16 protein-coding genes and 1 pseudogene are annotated in these 17,694 nt (G+C 63.2%); 9 read left to right on the top strand and 8 right to left on the bottom strand.

Features of this window, described 5'->3' with window-relative positions; translation table 11 throughout:
- Positions 1–204: 204 nt before the first annotated feature.
- The 7 genes from AB4074_RS21920 (at position 205) to AB4074_RS21890 (ending at position 9,776) form a co-directional block, all read left to right on the top strand.
- Positions 205–1,737: a sugar ABC transporter ATP-binding protein gene (locus tag AB4074_RS21920; protein WP_441415278.1), complete on the top strand. Its 1,533-nt coding sequence runs from the start codon at positions 205–207 to the stop codon at positions 1,735–1,737.
- A complete protein-coding gene (locus AB4074_RS21915) occupies positions 1,734–2,771 on the top strand; it encodes an ABC transporter permease (RefSeq protein WP_441415277.1) in 1,038 nt (345 codons plus the stop codon). Before AB4074_RS21920 ends, AB4074_RS21915 begins: the two co-directional genes overlap by 4 nt.
- Positions 2,772–2,852: 81 nt before the next feature.
- A complete protein-coding gene (locus AB4074_RS21910; RefSeq protein ID WP_441415276.1) occupies positions 2,853–3,851 on the top strand; it encodes an ABC transporter substrate-binding protein in 999 nt (332 codons plus the stop codon).
- A gap of 99 nt (positions 3,852–3,950) precedes the next feature.
- Positions 3,951–4,352, top strand: a complete 402-nt coding sequence (locus tag AB4074_RS21905) for a hypothetical protein (protein WP_441415275.1) — start codon at positions 3,951–3,953, stop codon at positions 4,350–4,352.
- 332 nt (positions 4,353–4,684) lie between these two features.
- Positions 4,685–7,528, top strand: coding sequence for a glycosyl hydrolase family 95 catalytic domain-containing protein (locus AB4074_RS21900; RefSeq protein ID WP_441415274.1), 2,844 nt, complete (start codon positions 4,685–4,687; stop codon positions 7,526–7,528).
- 354 nt (positions 7,529–7,882) lie between these two features.
- On the top strand, positions 7,883–8,077 hold the full coding sequence (locus AB4074_RS21895) for a hypothetical protein (RefSeq protein WP_441415273.1): 195 nt from the start codon (positions 7,883–7,885) through the stop codon (positions 8,075–8,077).
- Positions 8,078–8,240: 163 nt separating this feature from the next.
- Positions 8,241–9,776, top strand: coding sequence for a sigma-70 family RNA polymerase sigma factor (locus tag AB4074_RS21890; protein WP_441415272.1), 1,536 nt, complete (start codon positions 8,241–8,243; stop codon positions 9,774–9,776).
- Positions 9,777–10,107: 331 nt separating this feature from the next.
- On the opposite strand, the gene AB4074_RS21885 is transcribed toward AB4074_RS21890, so the two are convergent.
- From AB4074_RS21885 to upp, 6 genes and pseudogenes are all read right to left on the bottom strand, one after another.
- Complete coding sequence (locus tag AB4074_RS21885) at positions 10,108–10,830, bottom strand: hypothetical protein (protein WP_441415271.1); 723 nt, start codon at positions 10,828–10,830, stop codon at positions 10,108–10,110.
- Positions 10,831–11,087: 257 nt separating this feature from the next.
- Positions 11,088–11,780: an HAD family hydrolase gene (locus AB4074_RS21880; RefSeq protein WP_441415270.1), complete on the bottom strand. Its 693-nt coding sequence runs from the start codon at positions 11,778–11,780 to the stop codon at positions 11,088–11,090.
- Complete coding sequence (locus tag AB4074_RS21875) at positions 11,768–12,766, bottom strand: pseudouridine-5'-phosphate glycosidase (protein ID WP_441415269.1); 999 nt, start codon at positions 12,764–12,766, stop codon at positions 11,768–11,770. Before AB4074_RS21875 ends, AB4074_RS21880 begins: the two co-directional genes overlap by 13 nt.
- A 157-nt stretch (positions 12,767–12,923) precedes the next feature.
- Positions 12,924–13,151, bottom strand: a pseudogene (locus AB4074_RS21870) (AMP-binding protein); the annotation flags it as partial.
- 81 nt (positions 13,152–13,232) lie between these two features.
- Positions 13,233–14,186 carry an EamA family transporter gene (locus tag AB4074_RS21865; RefSeq protein ID WP_441415268.1) on the bottom strand — a complete coding sequence of 318 codons (954 nt, stop codon included), beginning with the start codon at positions 14,184–14,186 and terminating at the stop codon, positions 13,233–13,235.
- Complete coding sequence (gene upp / locus AB4074_RS21860) at positions 14,177–14,890, bottom strand: uracil phosphoribosyltransferase (RefSeq protein WP_441415267.1); 714 nt, start codon at positions 14,888–14,890, stop codon at positions 14,177–14,179. Before upp ends, AB4074_RS21865 begins: the two co-directional genes overlap by 10 nt.
- Before the next feature lie 49 nt (positions 14,891–14,939).
- Here upp and AB4074_RS21855 point away from each other — a divergent pair, with 49 nt between their 5' ends.
- Entirely contained in the window at positions 14,940–15,551 is a 612-nt protein-coding gene (locus AB4074_RS21855; RefSeq protein ID WP_441415266.1) for a MarR family winged helix-turn-helix transcriptional regulator, read from the top strand.
- Positions 15,552–15,594: 43 nt separating this feature from the next.
- Here AB4074_RS21855 and AB4074_RS21850 read toward each other — a convergent pair whose 3' ends face one another.
- Both AB4074_RS21850 and AB4074_RS21845 read right to left on the bottom strand, forming a co-directional pair.
- Positions 15,595–15,843: a hypothetical protein gene (locus AB4074_RS21850; RefSeq protein WP_441415265.1), complete on the bottom strand. Its 249-nt coding sequence runs from the start codon at positions 15,841–15,843 to the stop codon at positions 15,595–15,597.
- Between the two features lie 121 nt (positions 15,844–15,964).
- Positions 15,965–16,342: a cupin domain-containing protein gene (locus AB4074_RS21845; protein ID WP_441415264.1), complete on the bottom strand. Its 378-nt coding sequence runs from the start codon at positions 16,340–16,342 to the stop codon at positions 15,965–15,967.
- Positions 16,343–16,552: 210 nt separating this feature from the next.
- Between AB4074_RS21845 and AB4074_RS21840 the strand changes: the two genes are divergently transcribed.
- Positions 16,553–17,692 carry a class I SAM-dependent methyltransferase gene (locus AB4074_RS21840; protein ID WP_441415281.1) on the top strand — a complete coding sequence of 380 codons (1,140 nt, stop codon included), beginning with the start codon at positions 16,553–16,555 and terminating at the stop codon, positions 17,690–17,692.
- Positions 17,693–17,694: the final 2 nt, after the last annotated feature.

The raw sequence follows: 17,694 nt of genomic DNA, 5'->3' as shown, positions 1-17,694 counted from the left end.
GTTCGTCGACCATCTGCATGAGCACTTCGTCACTCCGGTGGATGTCCACGACGGCTGCTACTGGCCGCCTTCGGCGCCCGGTGCCGGCGGCGAAATGGTCGGCGGAACACTGGCCGACTACAGCTTTCCCGACGGCCCGATGTGGGCCGGCTAAAGCTCCCGCAAGACGCGCACATACACGCTTAATCACAAGGAGGTGATCGCATGACCCAACAAGTACCACCGCTGCTATCCGTCCGAGGCGTCACCAAGAGCTTCCCTGGTGTCCGGGCCCTGCACAATATGCATCTGGAATTGCGCCGGGGTGAGGTCCTCGCCCTGGTGGGAGAGAACGGCGCCGGAAAGTCGACGCTCATGAAACTCCTTTCCGGGCTCTACGTCCCGGACCACGGAAGCTTCGAACTGGACGGCAAGCCCTTCGTGTCGAACGGTCCCAAACATGCTCAGGAACTCGGCATCAGCATCATCCACCAGGAATTCAACCTGATGCCGGACCTCACGGTGGCGCAGAACATCTTCATCGGCCGCGAGCCGCGGCGTTTCGGCCTGCTCAGCGAGCATGCCCTGAACCGCAAAGCCCAGGATCTGTTCGATCGCATTAGGTTGAAGCTGAACCCGCGCGAAAGGGTGGGTCGGCTGACTGTGGCCAAGCAGCAGATGGTGGAGATCGCGAAGGCACTGAGTCATGACTCCAAGGTGATCATCATGGATGAGCCCACGGCGGCGCTCAATGACGCTGAAGTGGCCACCCTGCACGATCTGATCCGAGGATTCATCTCGCCGGAGACTGGCGTCATTTACATCTCACACCGGATGGACGAGCTCAAGCTGATCTCCCAGCGCATTACCGTGATCCGCGACGGCGAGTATGTGGACACCGTCGGCACCGCAGAAACCTCCATGAAGGAGGTCATCTCCCTGATGGTGGGGCGGCAGGTTTCGGGAGAGCAGCGCCCGACGGCGGCCACCGCCGGGGCGAGTACCGACGTCGTGCTTTCGGTTGAAGGGCTTGCCACCAAGGCGCTGCTGAGGGACGTCGGGTTCGAGCTGCACCGCGGCGAGATCCTCGGTTTCGCCGGGCTCATGGGAGCCGGCCGGACCGAAGTGGCCCGGGCATTGGTTGGTGCGGACCGCGCCACTTTCGGCAAACTGCGGGTCCGTGGAGCGGATGTCGACATCCCCAATCCTGCAGTCGCGGCAAAGCTGGGAATCGGTTATCTTTCCGAGGACCGCAAGCATCTCGGTCTCATGCTGGAGCGTGACGTGAAGGAGAACATCATGCTCTCCTCGCTGACCGAAAACTCAGCGGGCGGTTTTATCAAGGATGGTGCGTTGCGCCGGACCGCTGAGGAATTCAGGAAGAAGCTGCGGATCAAGACTCCCTCCGTCCACCAGCTGGCTCGCAACCTCTCCGGCGGCAATCAGCAGAAGATCGTGATCGCGAAGTGGCTGGTAAAGGACTGCGACATCCTGATCTTTGATGAACCCACGCGCGGGATCGACGTCGGAGCCAAGGAGGAGATTTACAAGCTCCTTGACGAACTGGCGGCAGGTGGGAAGGCGATCATCATGATCTCCTCGGAACTGCCCGAGGTGCTGCGAATGTCCCACCGGATCGCTGTCATGAGCGAAGGCCGGATCACAGGTTTTCTCAACAACGAGGAAGCCACCCAGGAAAACATCATGGAGCTGGCCACCCGGCGTATCTCCGCTATACCAGGAGCAGTGACAGCATGAGCCTCGTAGACTCCCCGGCACCGCACAAACCGGGACTGGAACCCACATCGGAAACCACGGCCCGCAAGGGAAACATCTCCGTGCGCCTGCGTTCGTCCTTGCAACAGTTGCTGGCCTTCGGTTCGCTGATTGTCCTCGTGATTTTCTTCGGCATCATGAACTCCAGGTTCTTACTGCCCACGAACCTCTCGGACATCCTGCTCTCCACCGTGGTGATCGGGTTGCTTGCCCTCGGCGCGACGTTCGTGATCATCACTGGCGGCATCGATCTCTCAGTAGGTACTGGAATGAGCCTTTGTTCGGTCATGACCGGGGTGGTGTTGAGCTACCTGGGCCTGCCCTTGTGGATGGGCGTGGTGGGCGGCATCCTGATGGGTACCGTGATCGGTGCAATCAACGGCTTCTTCATCTCCTTCCTGAGAATCCCGCCGTTCATTGCCACGCTGGCAATGATGCTCGTGGCACAGGGCATGGCCTTGGTGGTCTCCGGTACCAAGCCGATCTACTTCACCTCCACCCCGGGCTTCAGCAACCTGGCGCTCGGTAAGCCGATTGTCGGTCTAGTGGTGCCTAACGCGGTGTTCATCTTCTTTGCCGCGGCAATACTGGCCGGCATCGTCATGAGTAAAACCCTCATTGGCCGATACACCTTCTCCATCGGCTCCAACGAAGAAGCCACCGCGCTCTCCGGCATTAACGTCCGGTCATGGAAGCTCTGGATTTACACGGTGGCCGGCGCCTTCACGGGCCTCGCCGGGGTGATCATCGCCGCGCGTTTGAACTCGGCCCAGCCCGGGCAGGGGCTCGGCTACGAGCTGCAGGCGATTGCCGCCGTCGTCATCGGTGGAACATCCCTGGCCGGAGGCAAAGGCTCCATTGTGGGAACCGTGATCGGGGCCCTCATCATGTCCGTGCTGACTAACGGCCTGCGCATCATCTCGGTGCCGCAGGAGTGGCAAAACGTCGCGATCGGTGTCGTGATCCTGGTGGCTGTCTACCTGGACATGCTGCGGAGGAAGGAGACCGTCCAGTAATCGTCAGCCGCTCTTCTTCATGCCTGTCGCATCTGCACAGGACCGAGCCTTCAGTCTTAGAAAACAAGGGAGTTTCCAAGCATGAGCAAGTCCATCTACAACCGTCGCTCTTTTCTCACCCTCACTGGCGTCGCCCTCGGGGCCGTGGCAATCTCCGGCTGCGATACCCCGGCCGCGGCTCCCGGTGCCGCCGCGACCACGCCCGGCGCCAAGCCGTACATTGCGATCGTCTCCAAAGGCTTCCAGCACCAGTTCTGGCAGGCAGTGAAGCAGGGTGCCGAGAAAGCCGCAGCAGAGTTCAACGTCACCATCACGTTCGAGGGCCCCAACACCGAGGCCGATGTGGACCAGCAGATCCAAATGCTGACCACAGCGCTCGGCAAGAACCCGGCAGCCATCGGTTTCGCGGCGCTTGACTCCAAGGCTGCCACCCCGCTGCTCGAACAGGCCAAGAGCAAGAACATTCCGGTCATCGCGTTCGACTCGGGCGTGGACAGCGATATCCCCGTGGGCACCGCATCCACGGACAACAAGGCCGCAGCCGGAGAGGCGGCCAAGCACTTGGCCGGCCTGATCGGCAATGAGGGCAACATCGCCATCATCTGCCACGATCAGACTTCCAAGTCCGGTGTTGACCGCCGCGACGGCTTCAAGGATTGGATCGCGGCGAACGCACCGAAGATCAAGATCGTTGACGTCCAGTACGCCGGCGGCGACCAACTTAAGTCCACCGATGCGGCCAAGGCCATCATCGCGGCACACCCTGAGCTCAAGGGCATGTACGGCACCAACGAAGGTTCCGCAATCGGCGTCGTCAATGCTGTCAATGAACTCGGCCTCAAGGACAAGCTGACCATCGTGGGTTTCGACTCCGGCAAGGCACAACTAGACGCGATCCGCGGCGGTGTCATGGCGGGTGCCATCACCCAGAACCCGGTTGGTATTGGTTATGAGACCGTCAAAGCCGCCGTCGCCGCGATCAACAAGCAACCTGTAAAAAAGGTCATCGACACCGGCTTCTACTGGTACGACGCCAAGAACATCGACTCCGAGCAGGTCAAGCCGAACCTGTACCAATAGGGACACGCACAGATTTGCTGGGATTACGCTCCTTCCAGGTCGTGCCGGCTACAGCCACCCAGAAGACCCATGTGGGCACACCACGAGAAGCAACTACCTATGATCGCCCTGCACACCCGGCTCAAGCCCGGTGCCGAGCAGGACTATGCGGATGCCCATGCGGGGATCCCCGGAAGCCGCACTCGAGTGCGTCGAAGCGGCGGGCCCGGCCCGCCGGGCGACGACGGCGGACCCGGCCCCGCGAGCGGACCGCGACCCTACGCGCGGCTCGGGCCGCAGCACGGCGGATTGTTCCGCAGCTTCGGCGTAGCCGAGGCCCGGGAAACCCTGGATACGGCGGGTGTCGGGGGAGCGGTTCTCGTCCAAGCTGACGACACCGTCGCGGATACCGAGTCCATGCTCGCTGTCGCCGACCGCAACCCCTGGGTACTCGGCGTCGTCGGCTGGATTCCCCGAAGCGGAAAAGGAGCTGGAGCAGTTCCTCGGGAAGTCCGCTGGTGAGCACTTGGTCATCGACTGTGGCCTGATCGCAGGGGTCCGCGTGTTCTGTGCCGTGCCGGTTTGGTCGCGGCGGCAGCGCTAACATCGGATGTCTACGACGCTGCACGCCTGTTGAGAAGTTGGAGTTACCAGCATGACGGTGGAGAAATGGCCGGCGGCCGAAACGCGCCACAAGAATCGCAGTTCGACGCGTTTGCAAGGCCAGGCAAGGTGTTAAGCGGAGTTGCAATCGCGCAATCTGTCCCTTGCTGTCAAGCAAAATTGGCCTTGTGCACACCGTGCGTTTGATCTAAGGTTTCCAAAAACATCCGATCTATCAGAATGGAGTAGTCATGGAGCAGAGGCCCGTTGTTCACGCAAGCAAGAGCCCGGTAAGTAGGCGTCTCTTTCTTGGCGGCATCACGACGGGAGGTGCCGTGCTGGCCCTGGCGAATGGGGCCGGCCGGGCGGAGGCCGAGACACCAGCCGCGACTGTGCTGCATAACAGCATGAGCCGCGATGCATGGGAGGCCTACCTGGGTGAGCAGGATTTGGTGTGGACTGAGGCGCCGATCGACTTCTACCAGGCCCCTTTCCTGGGCAACGGCGGGCTCGGGGTTGCCGTCTACAGGCTGGCCAGCCGACGGCGGCTCAAGTTCGAAGTCGGCGACAACCGGGTTCGGGACCACCAGCCGAATGGCGACGTGCGGTTCGGCACCGCCCGCCTGCCTGTCGGCTACTTTATTCTGGAAACGGTTGGCGATGTGATCGAGGTCGACCTGCGCCTGTCGCTGTGGAATGCCGAGCTGACCGGCACGGTCTACACGACGACCGGGACGCTGCAGCTGTCGGCGTTTGTGCATGCGACAGAGAACGTGCTGGTGGTGTCGATCACCCCGGATGCAGGGGAGTCCTCGGTGGGATGGAGCTTCACTCCGAGGACGGCCAAGAGCACCGTATTGGCGTACGAGGCTCGATCGGGCCTGCTGGTCAACCCCGATCCGGGACTCAAGCAGGATGCGGAGGGCGGCTTGTGCGACCAGCCCCTGGCCGCCGGCGGCGGTCACGCCACGGCCTGGCGTGTGGTGTCGGTTGAGGGCACCCGGCACCTGGTCGCCAGCATTGCCGCTTCCTTCCCGGAGGCGACTGCGGCCCAGACCGCCACGGCGACTGCCGAGACAGCCGTTCGGCGGTCAATCGACCGCCTACGCACCGAGCACCGGAAGTGGTGGAACGGCTACTACCCCAGTAGCTTCGTCTCAGTGCCGGATGCGCGGCTGCAGAGCTTCTACTGGATCCAGCTGTACAAGGTTGCCTGCGTCACCCGCAGGGACAGGCCTGTGATCAGCACCATGGGCCAGTGGGTCGAGCAGACGCCTTGGCCGGCAACATGGTGGAACCTGAACGTCCAGCTATCATACTGGCTCCTTAATCCTACTGGCCACGGCGAACTGGATTCCCTGACCCGCACCCTGGACGAGGATCGGGAGGCACTCGGGCAGAACGTGCTCGCAGAATACCGCCACGATTCCTACGCCATCAACCGCGCCAGCCAGGACGACCTGGCGACCAGCCCGGTCGGCGTACCAGGGGTCGGAACCCCTGAGGTCGGCGACCTCACCTGGGCCCTGCACAATGTCTGGCTGACGTATCGCCACAGCATGGACGAAGACCTGCTGCGCCACGTGCTCTACCCGTTGCTGACCCGTTCGGTGAACTACTACCTTCACTTCCTCTACGAAGGAGACGACGGGCGGCTTCACCTGCCGCGCACCCTGTCGCCGGAGTACGACGGCACGGTGGACTGCAACTACGACCTGGCCCTTATCCGCTGGGGCTGCAAGACGCTGCTCACGGCCACAGCTCGGCTCGGCGTCGATGACCCGCTGCGGGCCCGTTGGCAGGACGTCCATGACCGGCTCGTGGACCCGCCACAGGGGTCCGACGGGTTGTGGATCGGGGCGCAGCGGCAGCTGACCTCATCGCACCGCCACTACTCGCATCTCCTGTGGTTCTACCCGCTCTACCTGCTCGACCCCACGGTCCCAGCCAACAGGGACCTTCTGGAGCGGTCGCTGGCCCACTGGGTCGGCTTCACCGGGGCGCTTGAGGGCTACACGTTCACCGGAGCCGCGTCCATGAGCGCGTCGATGGGCAAGGGCGGGGACGCGCTGGGATATTTGAACACACTGCTGGACCGCTACATCCAGCCAAACACCATGTACCGCGAGTCCGGGCCTGTGCTCGAGACCCCGCTGTCGGGCGCACAGGTGATGCACGACATGCTCCTGCAGAGCTGGGGAGAGACGGTCCGGGTCTTTCCCGCCGTCCCGCCGTCGTGGGCCGAAGCGCAAATCCACGACCTGCGAGCGGAGGGCGCCTTCCTGTTGTCGGCCCGGCGGGCTGGCGGCCGCACCAGCTATGTGAGGGTCAAGAGCCTGGCGGGAGAGCCCCTGACGCTGGCACACAGCATCGAGGGGCCAGTGAGCGTGCGGCGAGTCATGGTCGCACCCGGCGGGACGCCTTCTTCCAAGGACCCGGTGCGCTGGACCCCCTTGGGCGACGGCACCATCAGCGTCGAGCTCGCTGCAGGCGATGACGTGATCGTTGTGCCCGCGAACGCCACGAAGGACCTCACCGTCGCCCCGGTGGCGGCCGCCACAGCCGCCAAACCGTGGGGCCTGCAGGCGGTGTTGCCCCGGCCGCAGGGCGTCGTTGTCCCCGTCGACCTGACAGCCCTGTTCAACAACGACGGCATCGCGAGCGATGCCAACCCGAGCGATGGCAGCTTCGACACCGCGGGCTACACCTATCCCGCTTCGGAGCTCCCGTCGGCCGGAAACTTCCGCAATGCCGGCACGACCTTCGCCTTCCCCAGCAGCGCCGACGGCGTCAAGAACAACATCACATCAAACGGGACCGTCATCAACGTACCGCCGGGGCGGGTACACCGCCTGCGCATCCTGGGCGCCTCCACAGGAGGCAACGCCGCCGCCGACGCAGTTGCGACCTACGCCGACGGGACCACGGCGACAATCCGAATCTCGTTGACGGACTGGGGAAAGCAGCCAGCCTACGGTGAGGCCGTCGCGATCCTGACCACCTACCGACTCGGTCGAACCGGGCCGCAGAACCTACAAGTCGGATCTTCCACCAGCTCGCCGAGGTGGACCCCACCCGTGAGCTGGTCTCGTTGAAACTGCCGACCCTGGGATGGCCGGTGCTGCACCTGTTCGCGCTGAGCCTGGAACGGCCCGCCTGACACCCCCGGCGACTAGGTTCACCGTGTTCATGCAGGACTGCGGCGCTGCAATGAAGCGGCGGGACTTCCTGCCGCAGGGCGGTCGAACGCCGGACCCGGCATCAGGACGCGGCACCCGCATCACGCCCCGGGCACCTGGCTCCCAACTCCGGAGCTGCCTCTGACCCGCCGTCGATCAACTCACAGACAGGAGAGACAAAATGACAGACACTCAGGGCCCGTTTGCCCGACCTGGTGCGCAATCGTCTCCCAGGCGTGACATGCGCTGCGCCGGGAGCAGTGGTCAGGGATGATCGAGGAGTTGAAGAACGGCACTAACGTCGTGCTGACGAAACGGCTGGCCGTGACTCCGGAGGCAGACCGCCGTCGCACTTTGGAGTACAAGATCTTCACCTACGAGGGCTTGGTTGCCCGCGCGGACACCGAAATAGAGTGGGCCCGCCGCGGACTGGATCTTATCGATTCCCTGGACGAAGCATCATGACCGCAGCGGAGCCCAGCCTGTCGGTTTTTGGAGTCCTGACCTTCTATTCCGGGGTATTGCTTGAGCAGGACTGCCTTGGGGTGCTATGGGGCAGGTATCTGAGAACGGGTCGAATGTGACCCACCTGTCCTTGGCTGTTGGGTCCCAGGCTGACCCTAAAATCATGGCCATGGTGCGTGACGGCGATAGGGCCGCCTTCGATGTGCTCTTTCAGCGACACGTGGCAGCGGCCCAGTTTGTTGCCCGCGCCCAAACGGACAATATCGGTGACGCCGACGACGTGGTATCCGAGGCGTTCGCCTCCATTTTCCAAGCGCTCACTGAAGGCAAGGGCCCGGACGAGTTCTTCCGCTCGTATCTTCTGACTGCCGTGCGGCGAATTGCCCATGACCGGAACCGGAAGGCCAGGCGTACGCAGGCTGTGGTGGACGGCGCCATCTTGGACACCGTTGCGGTCGACGCGGACACCGTTCTTGATGCCTTTGAGTCCAGCACCTTGGCGAAGGCGTTCAAGTCCCTTCCGGAGCGTTGGCAGGCTGTCCTTTGGCACGTAGATGTCGAAGGATTGAAGCCTTCCGCAGCCGCGGCGTTCATCGGATTGACGCCGAACGGTGTTTCGTCGCTTGTGATCCGGGCACGTGAAGGCCTCCGACAGGCCTATCTGCAAAACCACATCAACTTGTCCGAGGACGACTCTTGTCTTGAGTATTCAAGCCAGCTCGGAAAGTACGCCCGTGACGGCCTGAAACGTACCTCACGCGAAAAGGTCGAGGCTCACTTGGAGGAGTGCCCGAAGTGCACCGCCTTGCTAATGGAACTGAACGACGTCCAGGCGGGCATGAGGGCGGCTGTCTTCCCGTTGGTGGCCGGGGTTGTCTTCACACCGGCCGTGGCGACCGGTTACCTCCCCGGAGGGAGCGGGTCGAGCGCCGCCGGACCGCGGTCGACCGGCGGTTTCCGGAGGATCGCGGTCGCCGTCTTGATCGTGTGCGGTTTCGCGATTGCGGGCGTCCTCATGTGGCTCGGACAGACGGGCCCGGCGCCCATCGCTGAGCCCGACGCCGCGAGCAATGCGCCACCGGTCCCACAATCCGTGCCGGAAGTTACTCCGACCGCCTCGGCGACGCCCTCACCAAACGCGCTGCCGACGTCGGACCCGGCCGCGACGGTACCGCAACCCGCCGCACCCTCCCTGACGACCCCGGGACCTGCCGCGCCGCCGGCGCCCGCGCCAGGCAGCGCACCCGCGGTGGTTCCCGTGCCGCAGGAAACGGCCCCTGTGGTTGATACCGGACCCGTCATCACAACCCCAGCTCCGGAACCTTCCAATGCCTCGGCTCCGCCATCGCAGACGGTCACGGCTTCCTTCAGCATTCAGCCAGGGACAGCCATGCCCGAATGGCAGATCGACGTGGGCTTCTCGTTGCAGGGTGACGGGACGCCGACTACGGGCGAAGCGATCTTCAGCCTTTCACCCGGAGCGTCATTCATCGCCGGGAAACTCATGGCGCCAGCGGGGTGGACATGCCCGGACCAATCGGCTGGCTACATCCGCTGCACGACGTCTTCCATGGACCCCCGCAGCCTTGATTTCGGTCTAGGCACCATGATGTCCAGCCAAGCCCAGGACGCAACGCTGAGCTATCAATTCAGTGGACAGCGCATCGCCACCACCACGTTCACCAACGTTTTCCACTAGGCACATCGGAGGCGTTCCGGACCGGATCGTCATGACAGACCGGGGAGAAGTCGGACGCTACACCATCAGGCGCTCACAGCTTCCAGCAACCGGCTACCGCACCATCCTCACATCGACGGAGACGGGGTTCTGCTCGTCGGTTTCCTCGGTGCCGTCAAGTTCCACGCCACACCGCGGCTAAGGTCGACCAAGAAGACGCCGTAGCCGAATGCCCAAAGACGAACTCGTTCTACATGAATCATTCTCATCAATTCCCCCGGGTATATTCCCAATGAGATACCTGGGCGTCATCTCCAGGAGGTAGTTTCTGACCACCTGCCACTTGATGACTTTAGCGGGGAATCGCCTCATCAAAATCGTTGCCGGAGATATCTACGGGAATCGAGTGGTCTCCGTTTCGTGGACAGACAGCCATCGGTGCCCATGTCGTGATGACCCTCTTCTTGCGAGCGCCGGTTTCGAGATTGATGATGTCGTAGCCGTCAGCGGGTACCTGCTGGAAGCGAAGCTTCTGATTCCTGCACTTTGGACAGCTCATCGCGAGGCGAAGCGAGTATGGGTAGGTGCGCCCATTCCCCTCCCTGATGCCTGCCCATGCACGGAAGATCCATCGCTTTGGTAGCCGAAGCACGTTGCGGCGCAGGAAGCGGAAGCATGACCACCCAATGAGCCCGATGGCGATCGTGAACATTGACCCCAGGAACCACCAGTAGGCCTGCGGAGGCCCGCTCATGACGTCGAAGCTGGCACTGGCGGTGAGGGTGTCAATGAGCTGATTGACCGAGAAACCTCCAGTCACGAAACCGGCGATGGTAATCACTCCGGAGACGGTACCGATGAGCGAAGTGGGCATCGGAATCTTAGTCTTTTTGGGGATATCGAAGGTGTGCTGTGGCTCTTCGGAGGTCGGGATCGAGGTGACGATGATGCCGTGATTGTCGCCGGTGAGGCTGACGCCGCCGGATGTGGCGCTCGTGGCGTTGACGTCACCGTCTGCCAGGATCTGTTGGCTGGCGTTGCTGTTGTCGCCCATGCGCTGAAACTGCTGCTTCATGTATGCTCCTTGATTTGTCTTGGGATGATGCTGCCCGGGTTTTGCGTGCGGCTGCTGGGGATTGGGCTGCCTTCCGCATCGAGGACGGCGCCGCGGATGGGGTGAGGCCGGGGTGCGTGAGGCGCGGATGCCGTTTTATCGGTTAGGCCCGGGTTGCTTTGCACGTTCCGGGGCCGGCGCGGTCATAAAAGCTCAATTGTTGAGTCTGTGTCGTGAGGTCGGTGTGCTCTTGCTCCGCTGACTCCGGTTCGGATCTCTCAGTGGGCGGTCAGATCCAGGTTCCGGCCGATGGCAACTCCTCCGCAGATACAGGCGTCGATGAATGAACCGAGGGTGAGTTCCGCTCCAGCATTAAGGAGCTCTTTCGAGGTTCCCACGCCGTATGTCACTCCGATCGCGTGCGTACCGGCCGCTTTAGCAGCGCCCATGTCGTGGGCTGTGTCACCGACGTAGAACGCGGAGGCGCTGTTTGTCGCGCGGAGGCGTTCGAGGGCGAACAGGATACCGTCCGGGGAAGGTTTCGGTTGGGCGATGTCGTCGGCGCCGACGACGAGGTCGAAGTGCTCGAGCAGGCCGGCCGCGTCAAGGATGGCTTCGGCGCTTCGTCTGATCTTGCTCGTGACCACGCCAATGGCGACGTCCGAGTCGCACAGTGCCCGGAGGCTCTCTAGCACGCCGTCGCAGACCAGGGAGGGGGCCTGCGCGATGATCACGGTCTGGAACCGCTCCATGTATGCCTCGAGTATGCCCTCAGCAGCGCCCGGATTGTCGACGGCCTGGGCCAGCGTTTTCGTAATGACCTGCAGCGGCAGGCCGACGAGCGCCAGAGCTTCGCTGTGCGGCACGGTCTTCCCCGTGACCGCTTGCACGGAGTCCGCCATCGCCTCGGCGATTGCGCGAGGCGTGTGAAGCAACGTCCCGTCAAGATCGAACAGTCCTACGGCAACCATGACGTCTCCTCTTCCGCGCGTGCATCCCACGCACCCTGACTGCGTGCGGGGGACTGCATGTTTGCCCCGGGCATCACGATTTGGCCTTCCACGGCGATTACCGCGGCTGTGCGGGCCGTGCTGACAAGCACTGCCTGGTTTGCCTCTGCGCTCTTGCCACCAGTGAGCCGGTCGACGGCTCGCATGAGGTAGCGAGTGACCGATTTCCCCGTCACACCAGCAGTTTCGGCATCAGACAGCGCCTCCAGGACCGCCTTCTCCGCGAGGTCGATGTCGAGTGCGTCCTCAATCGTTGGCGGGACGGTGACGACAACGCCGGTGGGGCTGCCTGCGGCCCAATGCGACTGCGCCATGGCGGCAAGCAGATGCGGTTCGTCGACCCTGAGAGGGCTGCGATGACCGCTTGTGCGGCAGTAGAACGCGGGAAAGTCATCTGAGCGGAATGAGATGACCGGGACGCATTGCGTTTCGAGATATTCCAGTGTCAGGCCCACGTCGAGGATTTTCTTGTCGCCCGCGCAGACGGCGATCACGCGGGATCTCGTGAGCTGGATCAGGTCCGAGGAGATATCCATCGTTCTCGTCGCTCCGCGGTGGACACCGCCCAGCCCAGCCGAGGCGAAGTAGCGGATGCCCGCGAGCTCGGCGAACACGAGAGACGAAGCTACCGTGGTCGCACCGTTGCCGCCCCGGGCAAGGACGTACCCGATGTCGCGGCTGGATACTTTCGGCACGTTCTCCTCGATAGCCAGTCGTTCGATCGTTGCCTCGTCCGCACCAACAACGACCGCGCCGTCAACAATTGCTATCGTCGCGGGAACCGCCCCGCCCTCCCGGACGGCGCGTTCAACGGCCTTGGCTGCGTGCACGTTCGCCGGGTAGTCGAGTCCGTGAGCGATGACGTTCGATTCGAGCGCGACAACCGGCGACCCGTCCGTGATGGCCTGCGATACCTCCTCGGTCACTCGCATGGGCAGATAAGTCATGGCTCCTCGATCCGGGTGATTTTAGCGGTCGTCGGGTAGCGCGGCAGGTGCACGAAGGGACTCTCTGTGTTTGCGGCTTCGAGCACCTCGTCCCACTTTGCAGGTGGCACGGGCGCCACGGAGACGGTAACCGCGTCGGAATCTGCACCGAGGCGTATGCCGCTCCCCCGAACAGCACTCCCCAGGTCGCGACGGCGAGTTCGGGCGATGGTTCCATGAACAGCCCGATGAGTCTTTCGGGTGGGGTATGTCCCTGGGTGAGTTCGTCGAGGTGCGCGGCCAGCCGACGTGCTCGATCGACGAGCGTCGCGAAGGTGAGTTCTTTTCTCTCACCGTTCAGCGTGCTGGTGATCGCGGCGCGGTCAGGTCCTTCCGCGGCGTGCATCTCGAGCGCCTCGAGGATGGTGCGAGGTCGTGGAATCCGGTCGTCGGTGAGCATATTCGTCCCCCCATTGGTGCTGTTGTGTTAGATGGCCGTTCGATCAGGTTTCGGTTGGGTGGAGTCGTCCGCCACGAAGACCTGATCCGTGATCTTCGTGTCTGACAACGCGTCGCCTCTCGCCGGAGAGAGCTGGACCATGAGCACGGACGTCAAGACGAGGGCGGCGCCGAGGATCTGGACCGGGGTGAAGCCCTGCCCGATCAGCAGCGCTCCGAGCACGGTCGCGGTCAAGGGGCTGAAGAAGCCGAGAAAGGAGACAGCGAGCGGGGTGAGCCGATCGATGCCACGGAACCAGACTGCGTAAGCGAGCATCGCGCCGATGACGGACAGATATGTGAAACCGAGGAGGTTTCGGGGCTCCAACGAGGACGGAAGCCCTTCGAGGGCAAGCGTGAGCGGGAGAATTGCAAGACCCCCGGCCGTGAGCTGCCAGGCGGTGAAGGCGAAGATGCTCACGCCAGGCGGGCGCCCCCACCGTTTCGTGAGGACGACGCCGAGCGCCATGCTCAACGCGCCGAGCACGGCTGCGGACACTCCCACAGGGGTGATCCCCGCACCGCTGCGCAGGACGAGCATCGCGATACCGCCGACTGCGATGAGGCAGGCCCACAATTGCCTGCCCCGCATCGTGGCGCCTAGGAACCACGCCGAGATGATGAGCACGAACAGCGGCTGAACGGAACCTACGAGTGCTGCCACGCCCCCGGGCAGCTCGTATGCCGCGACGAAGAGCAGATAGAAGAACACTCCGATGTTCAGTACGCCGAGGGCCGCCGCCCGCAGCCACCACATCGCTGTCGGAGGAAGCCTGCGTGTGATGAGGAGAAGCACGATGCCTGCCGGCAGCGCGCGCACCGTAGCCGCGAGCAAGGGCCGGTCGGCAGGGAGGAGTTCGGTCGTCACTGCGTATGTCGACCCCCATACGATGGGAGCAAGGGCGGTGATCGCCGCGTCGGAGGCCCGCCTGGCTACAGCCACGTGACATTCCCCTCCGTGCCGAACCACCGGTCTCCGAAGTCGCCGATACCGGGCACCAAGTAAGCGGCCTCATCGAGTCGCTCCTCTATGGAGGAAGTGACGATCCTCACCGACGGTCGCGCCCGGGTGACGTGCTCGATTCCTTGAGGGGACGCAAGTATGGACACCGCGATAATGCGATCGTCTGCGACGCCGGCACCGTTGAGCACGTCGAGCGCGGCCATCAGCGACCCTCCGGTGGCGAGCATGGGCTCGAGAAGCAGCACATGCCCGTCCTGGATGCCGTCGGGAAGATGTGCCCAGTGCAGGCTCGGCTGCTTCGTCACGTGATCGCGCTGGATGAGGACCTTCCCGATGCGCACATCCGGCGCGATAGACCATAGTTCGGCTTCCAATGCTTCGCCGGCACGGACAACGGAGACAGCACACACATCATCGGTGGTACGGGTACCGACGTACGTGTGCCCGGCGGGCGTGACGACACGCACCTCATCGTGAGGGAGGCACCCGACTGCTTCCTCTAGAAGAAGCCGAATCACCCGCCGCCCGTGAACAAGCACATCCCGCCGGCTAGCGCTCCGATCTCGGATTCGTGTGTGCGCGTCGATCAGGGATGGAGTCTGGGGAACGAGATGAACCCGGCTTTCCGGACCCAGCGCGTTGTCGGGCTCGCCAGGGACCGTGGTCGTGGTGTCAGAAGGCATGCGAGAAGTCGCTTTCATGTCGAACAGTTCGATATCAAACAGTTCTAGCATGATAGCGTGGCGTGCGGAAGAGCGGTGGGGCACTGTGACGAAACCAGACGATCGATCCGGCGACGCCCGGGATGCTGTAGACGCTGTGGTACAGCAGTGGGGCAGGACCCGGCCCGATCTTGACGTGTCCGCGATGGCTACACTCGGGCGGATATCCCGCGCTCAATACCTCCTGCACAACAGCCTTCAACAGCTCCACAGGGGTTTCGGCATCGACCCCCGCACGTTCGATGTCCTAGCGACGCTGTACCGCTCCGGGCAGCCGAGCCTGACCCCCGGCGAGCTCGCAAAGCAAACCATGGTCGGCAACGCCGCCATGACGAACCGGCTCGATCAGATGGTGAAGCAGGGGTGGATCACACGAGAGGTGAACGAGGCCAACCGCCGTGAACTGCGGATCAGGCTCACCAAGGCAGGCTCTGCAAAGCTGGAGGAAGTGCTCGACGCGCACGTAGAGCGTCAACGTGAGCTGTTGTCCGCTCTTTCGCCGCATGATGTCTCCGAGCTATCCCGGATCCTCACACTATTCCTTATATCGCAGAACGACCGCGCGACTGCCGGTATCGATCTTGAAGCCCAGCGATCCCGGCCAGAAAGCGATCAAAGCTGAGGTCGTAGATAGAGTGGGAGGCCCTTCTGGAGGCGATTTGTGCTCAGTCGACGAAGCTTCTGATCGAGGCCTGCCAGAGCCAATATGTCGAGAAGATGATCAGCAGCCCGCTGACGGCGTGTATTGACACGATCCATGTGCCGGGCAGGTTTGGATTCTCCTGGCTCGCGCCTGTCAAGATACCTCCCACAATGAAGACGGGCAGTTGGACCCAAGTCAGGAGGAAGATGCCGACGGCAAGCAAGATGGTTGCCTTCCCGGACCTGGCGAGGGCTGCAAAAAGAATCGCCAAGAGGGTGAGGGGCCTTACGCACGGGGACTCCTGGATGGCTGGGTGCGAGTGTGCTCCTGCCGGTGTCCCGGGCTAAGGATCCGGAACGCCGGCAGGAAGTGTTGCAAGGGAGGCCGGACTGCTACTCGGGCTTGACTCCATATTCTGCCGCACTGACAAACTCGATGGCCGAGTAGGTCTCGTCGCCTACGACCCAGGCGTTGTGTCCCGGCGGAATGGTGTATGAATCTCCTTTGGAGATGCTGATCTTCTTGCCGTCGCTGGTCTCGACTTCCAGTGCACCCGCAATGCAGTAACCCACGTGGTTGAGCTGGCAGGAATCCGTTTGGACCACCGGTTTGATGCAATCTGCCCAACTCCAGCCCGGCTCGAAACTGAGGCGGCCGATGGTGTAGTCACCGACGGTGACGTTCTCCACCACGGTCTTCTCCGGGCGCCGGATTTCATCCGGGGAATTGTGCGACTTTACTTCAAGCTGAGTGACGAGGTTGACAGTCATGGTCTGCTCACAAGGGGGAGTGGGAGCCTGGTCTTCCAGGTCCGCAACGTGGCTCGCCCTTCGCAGCGGACCCTGATGTCCGGGCTGCTTGCGGCGCGTGCCGTGCCTTAAGCAGCGGTTAGACGGTCGATAACTTGCAATCTCTACCTTCCTCCGCCACCCCCATGTTGTCGAGGGTTCCCGAGGGGGATAGATTGGTGCACCGTGACCTTGACCGAGCTGGATGCACACCTTGAGACGCTGTTCGGCACCCTCCGCCGCTTCCCCGACGTCGAGGCGGAGAACCTGCAGGCGCACGACGCCACGGACCGGCTCCTCCTTGAGACCGCTGCAGGCTACATCGTTAGTCCGGAGACCCGTGTTGCGGTGGTCGGTGACCGCTACGGAGCCCTGACCCTGGGTGCTTTGGCGGCCCTCGGCGTCGGGCACGTCCGCGTGACCCAAGACCTCTACGTCAGCAGGCTCGCGCTGCAACGGAACGCCGACGCGTCCGGGTTTGCCGGTCGCTTTGATCAGTCCGAGCTGGGCGCCGGGTTGCTCGACGGCGCCGAACTGGTGATCATGCAACTCCCCAAGGCCCTCGCGGAATTGGAAGAAATCGTCGACGCCGTTGCGCGCTTTGCAGCGCCGGGAGCCGTCCTGCTGGCCGGAGGACGCGTCAAGCACATGACCCTGGGGATGAACGCAGTCCTTGAACGATGCTTCGAATCCGTCCAACCGCAGCTCGCGCAGCGGAAGTCGCGTGTCCTGCTTGCTGCCGGTCCCAAGCGGCCGGACACCCCCGAGCCCTTCCCGGTCTCAGAGCAGAACACCGAGCTGGGGATCACGGTCTGCGCCCATGGGGGTGCGTTTTCAGGCACGAAGCTGGATATCGGCACGCGCTTCCTCTTGGGCTTCCTGGACAGGATCCCCGAAGCCCGCCACGCCGTGGACCTTGGCTGCGGGACCGGGATCCTCGCCTCGATGTACGCCCGGAACCGTCCCAAGGCCCGGGTTACCGCGACGGACCAATCGGCCGCAGCAGTGGCGTCGGCCCGGGAAACCGCGGCGGCCAACGGACTGTCAGCTCGAATCACGGTTGTCCAGGACGATGCCATGTACACCTTCGAACCTGGCAGCGCCGACCTCATCCTGCTGAACCCGCCGTTCCACCTCGGCGCGAGCGTCCATGCCGGCGCGGCCATGAAGATGTTTGATGCGGCGGCACGCGTCCTGGCTTCCGGCGGCGAACTCTGGACTGTCTACAACAGCCACTTGCAGTATCGCGCGGCGCTTGAAAGGCTGATCGGCCCCACCACGGAAATCGGCCGGAACCCGAAATTCACGGTGACACGCAGCATTAGGCGTTAAGG

The organism is Arthrobacter sp. 2MCAF14, assembly GCF_052115645.1.
In the GTDB taxonomy this organism is placed as follows: Bacteria; Actinomycetota; Actinomycetes; order Actinomycetales; family Micrococcaceae; genus Arthrobacter.
This window is presented reverse-complemented; position numbering and strand designations above follow the sequence as displayed.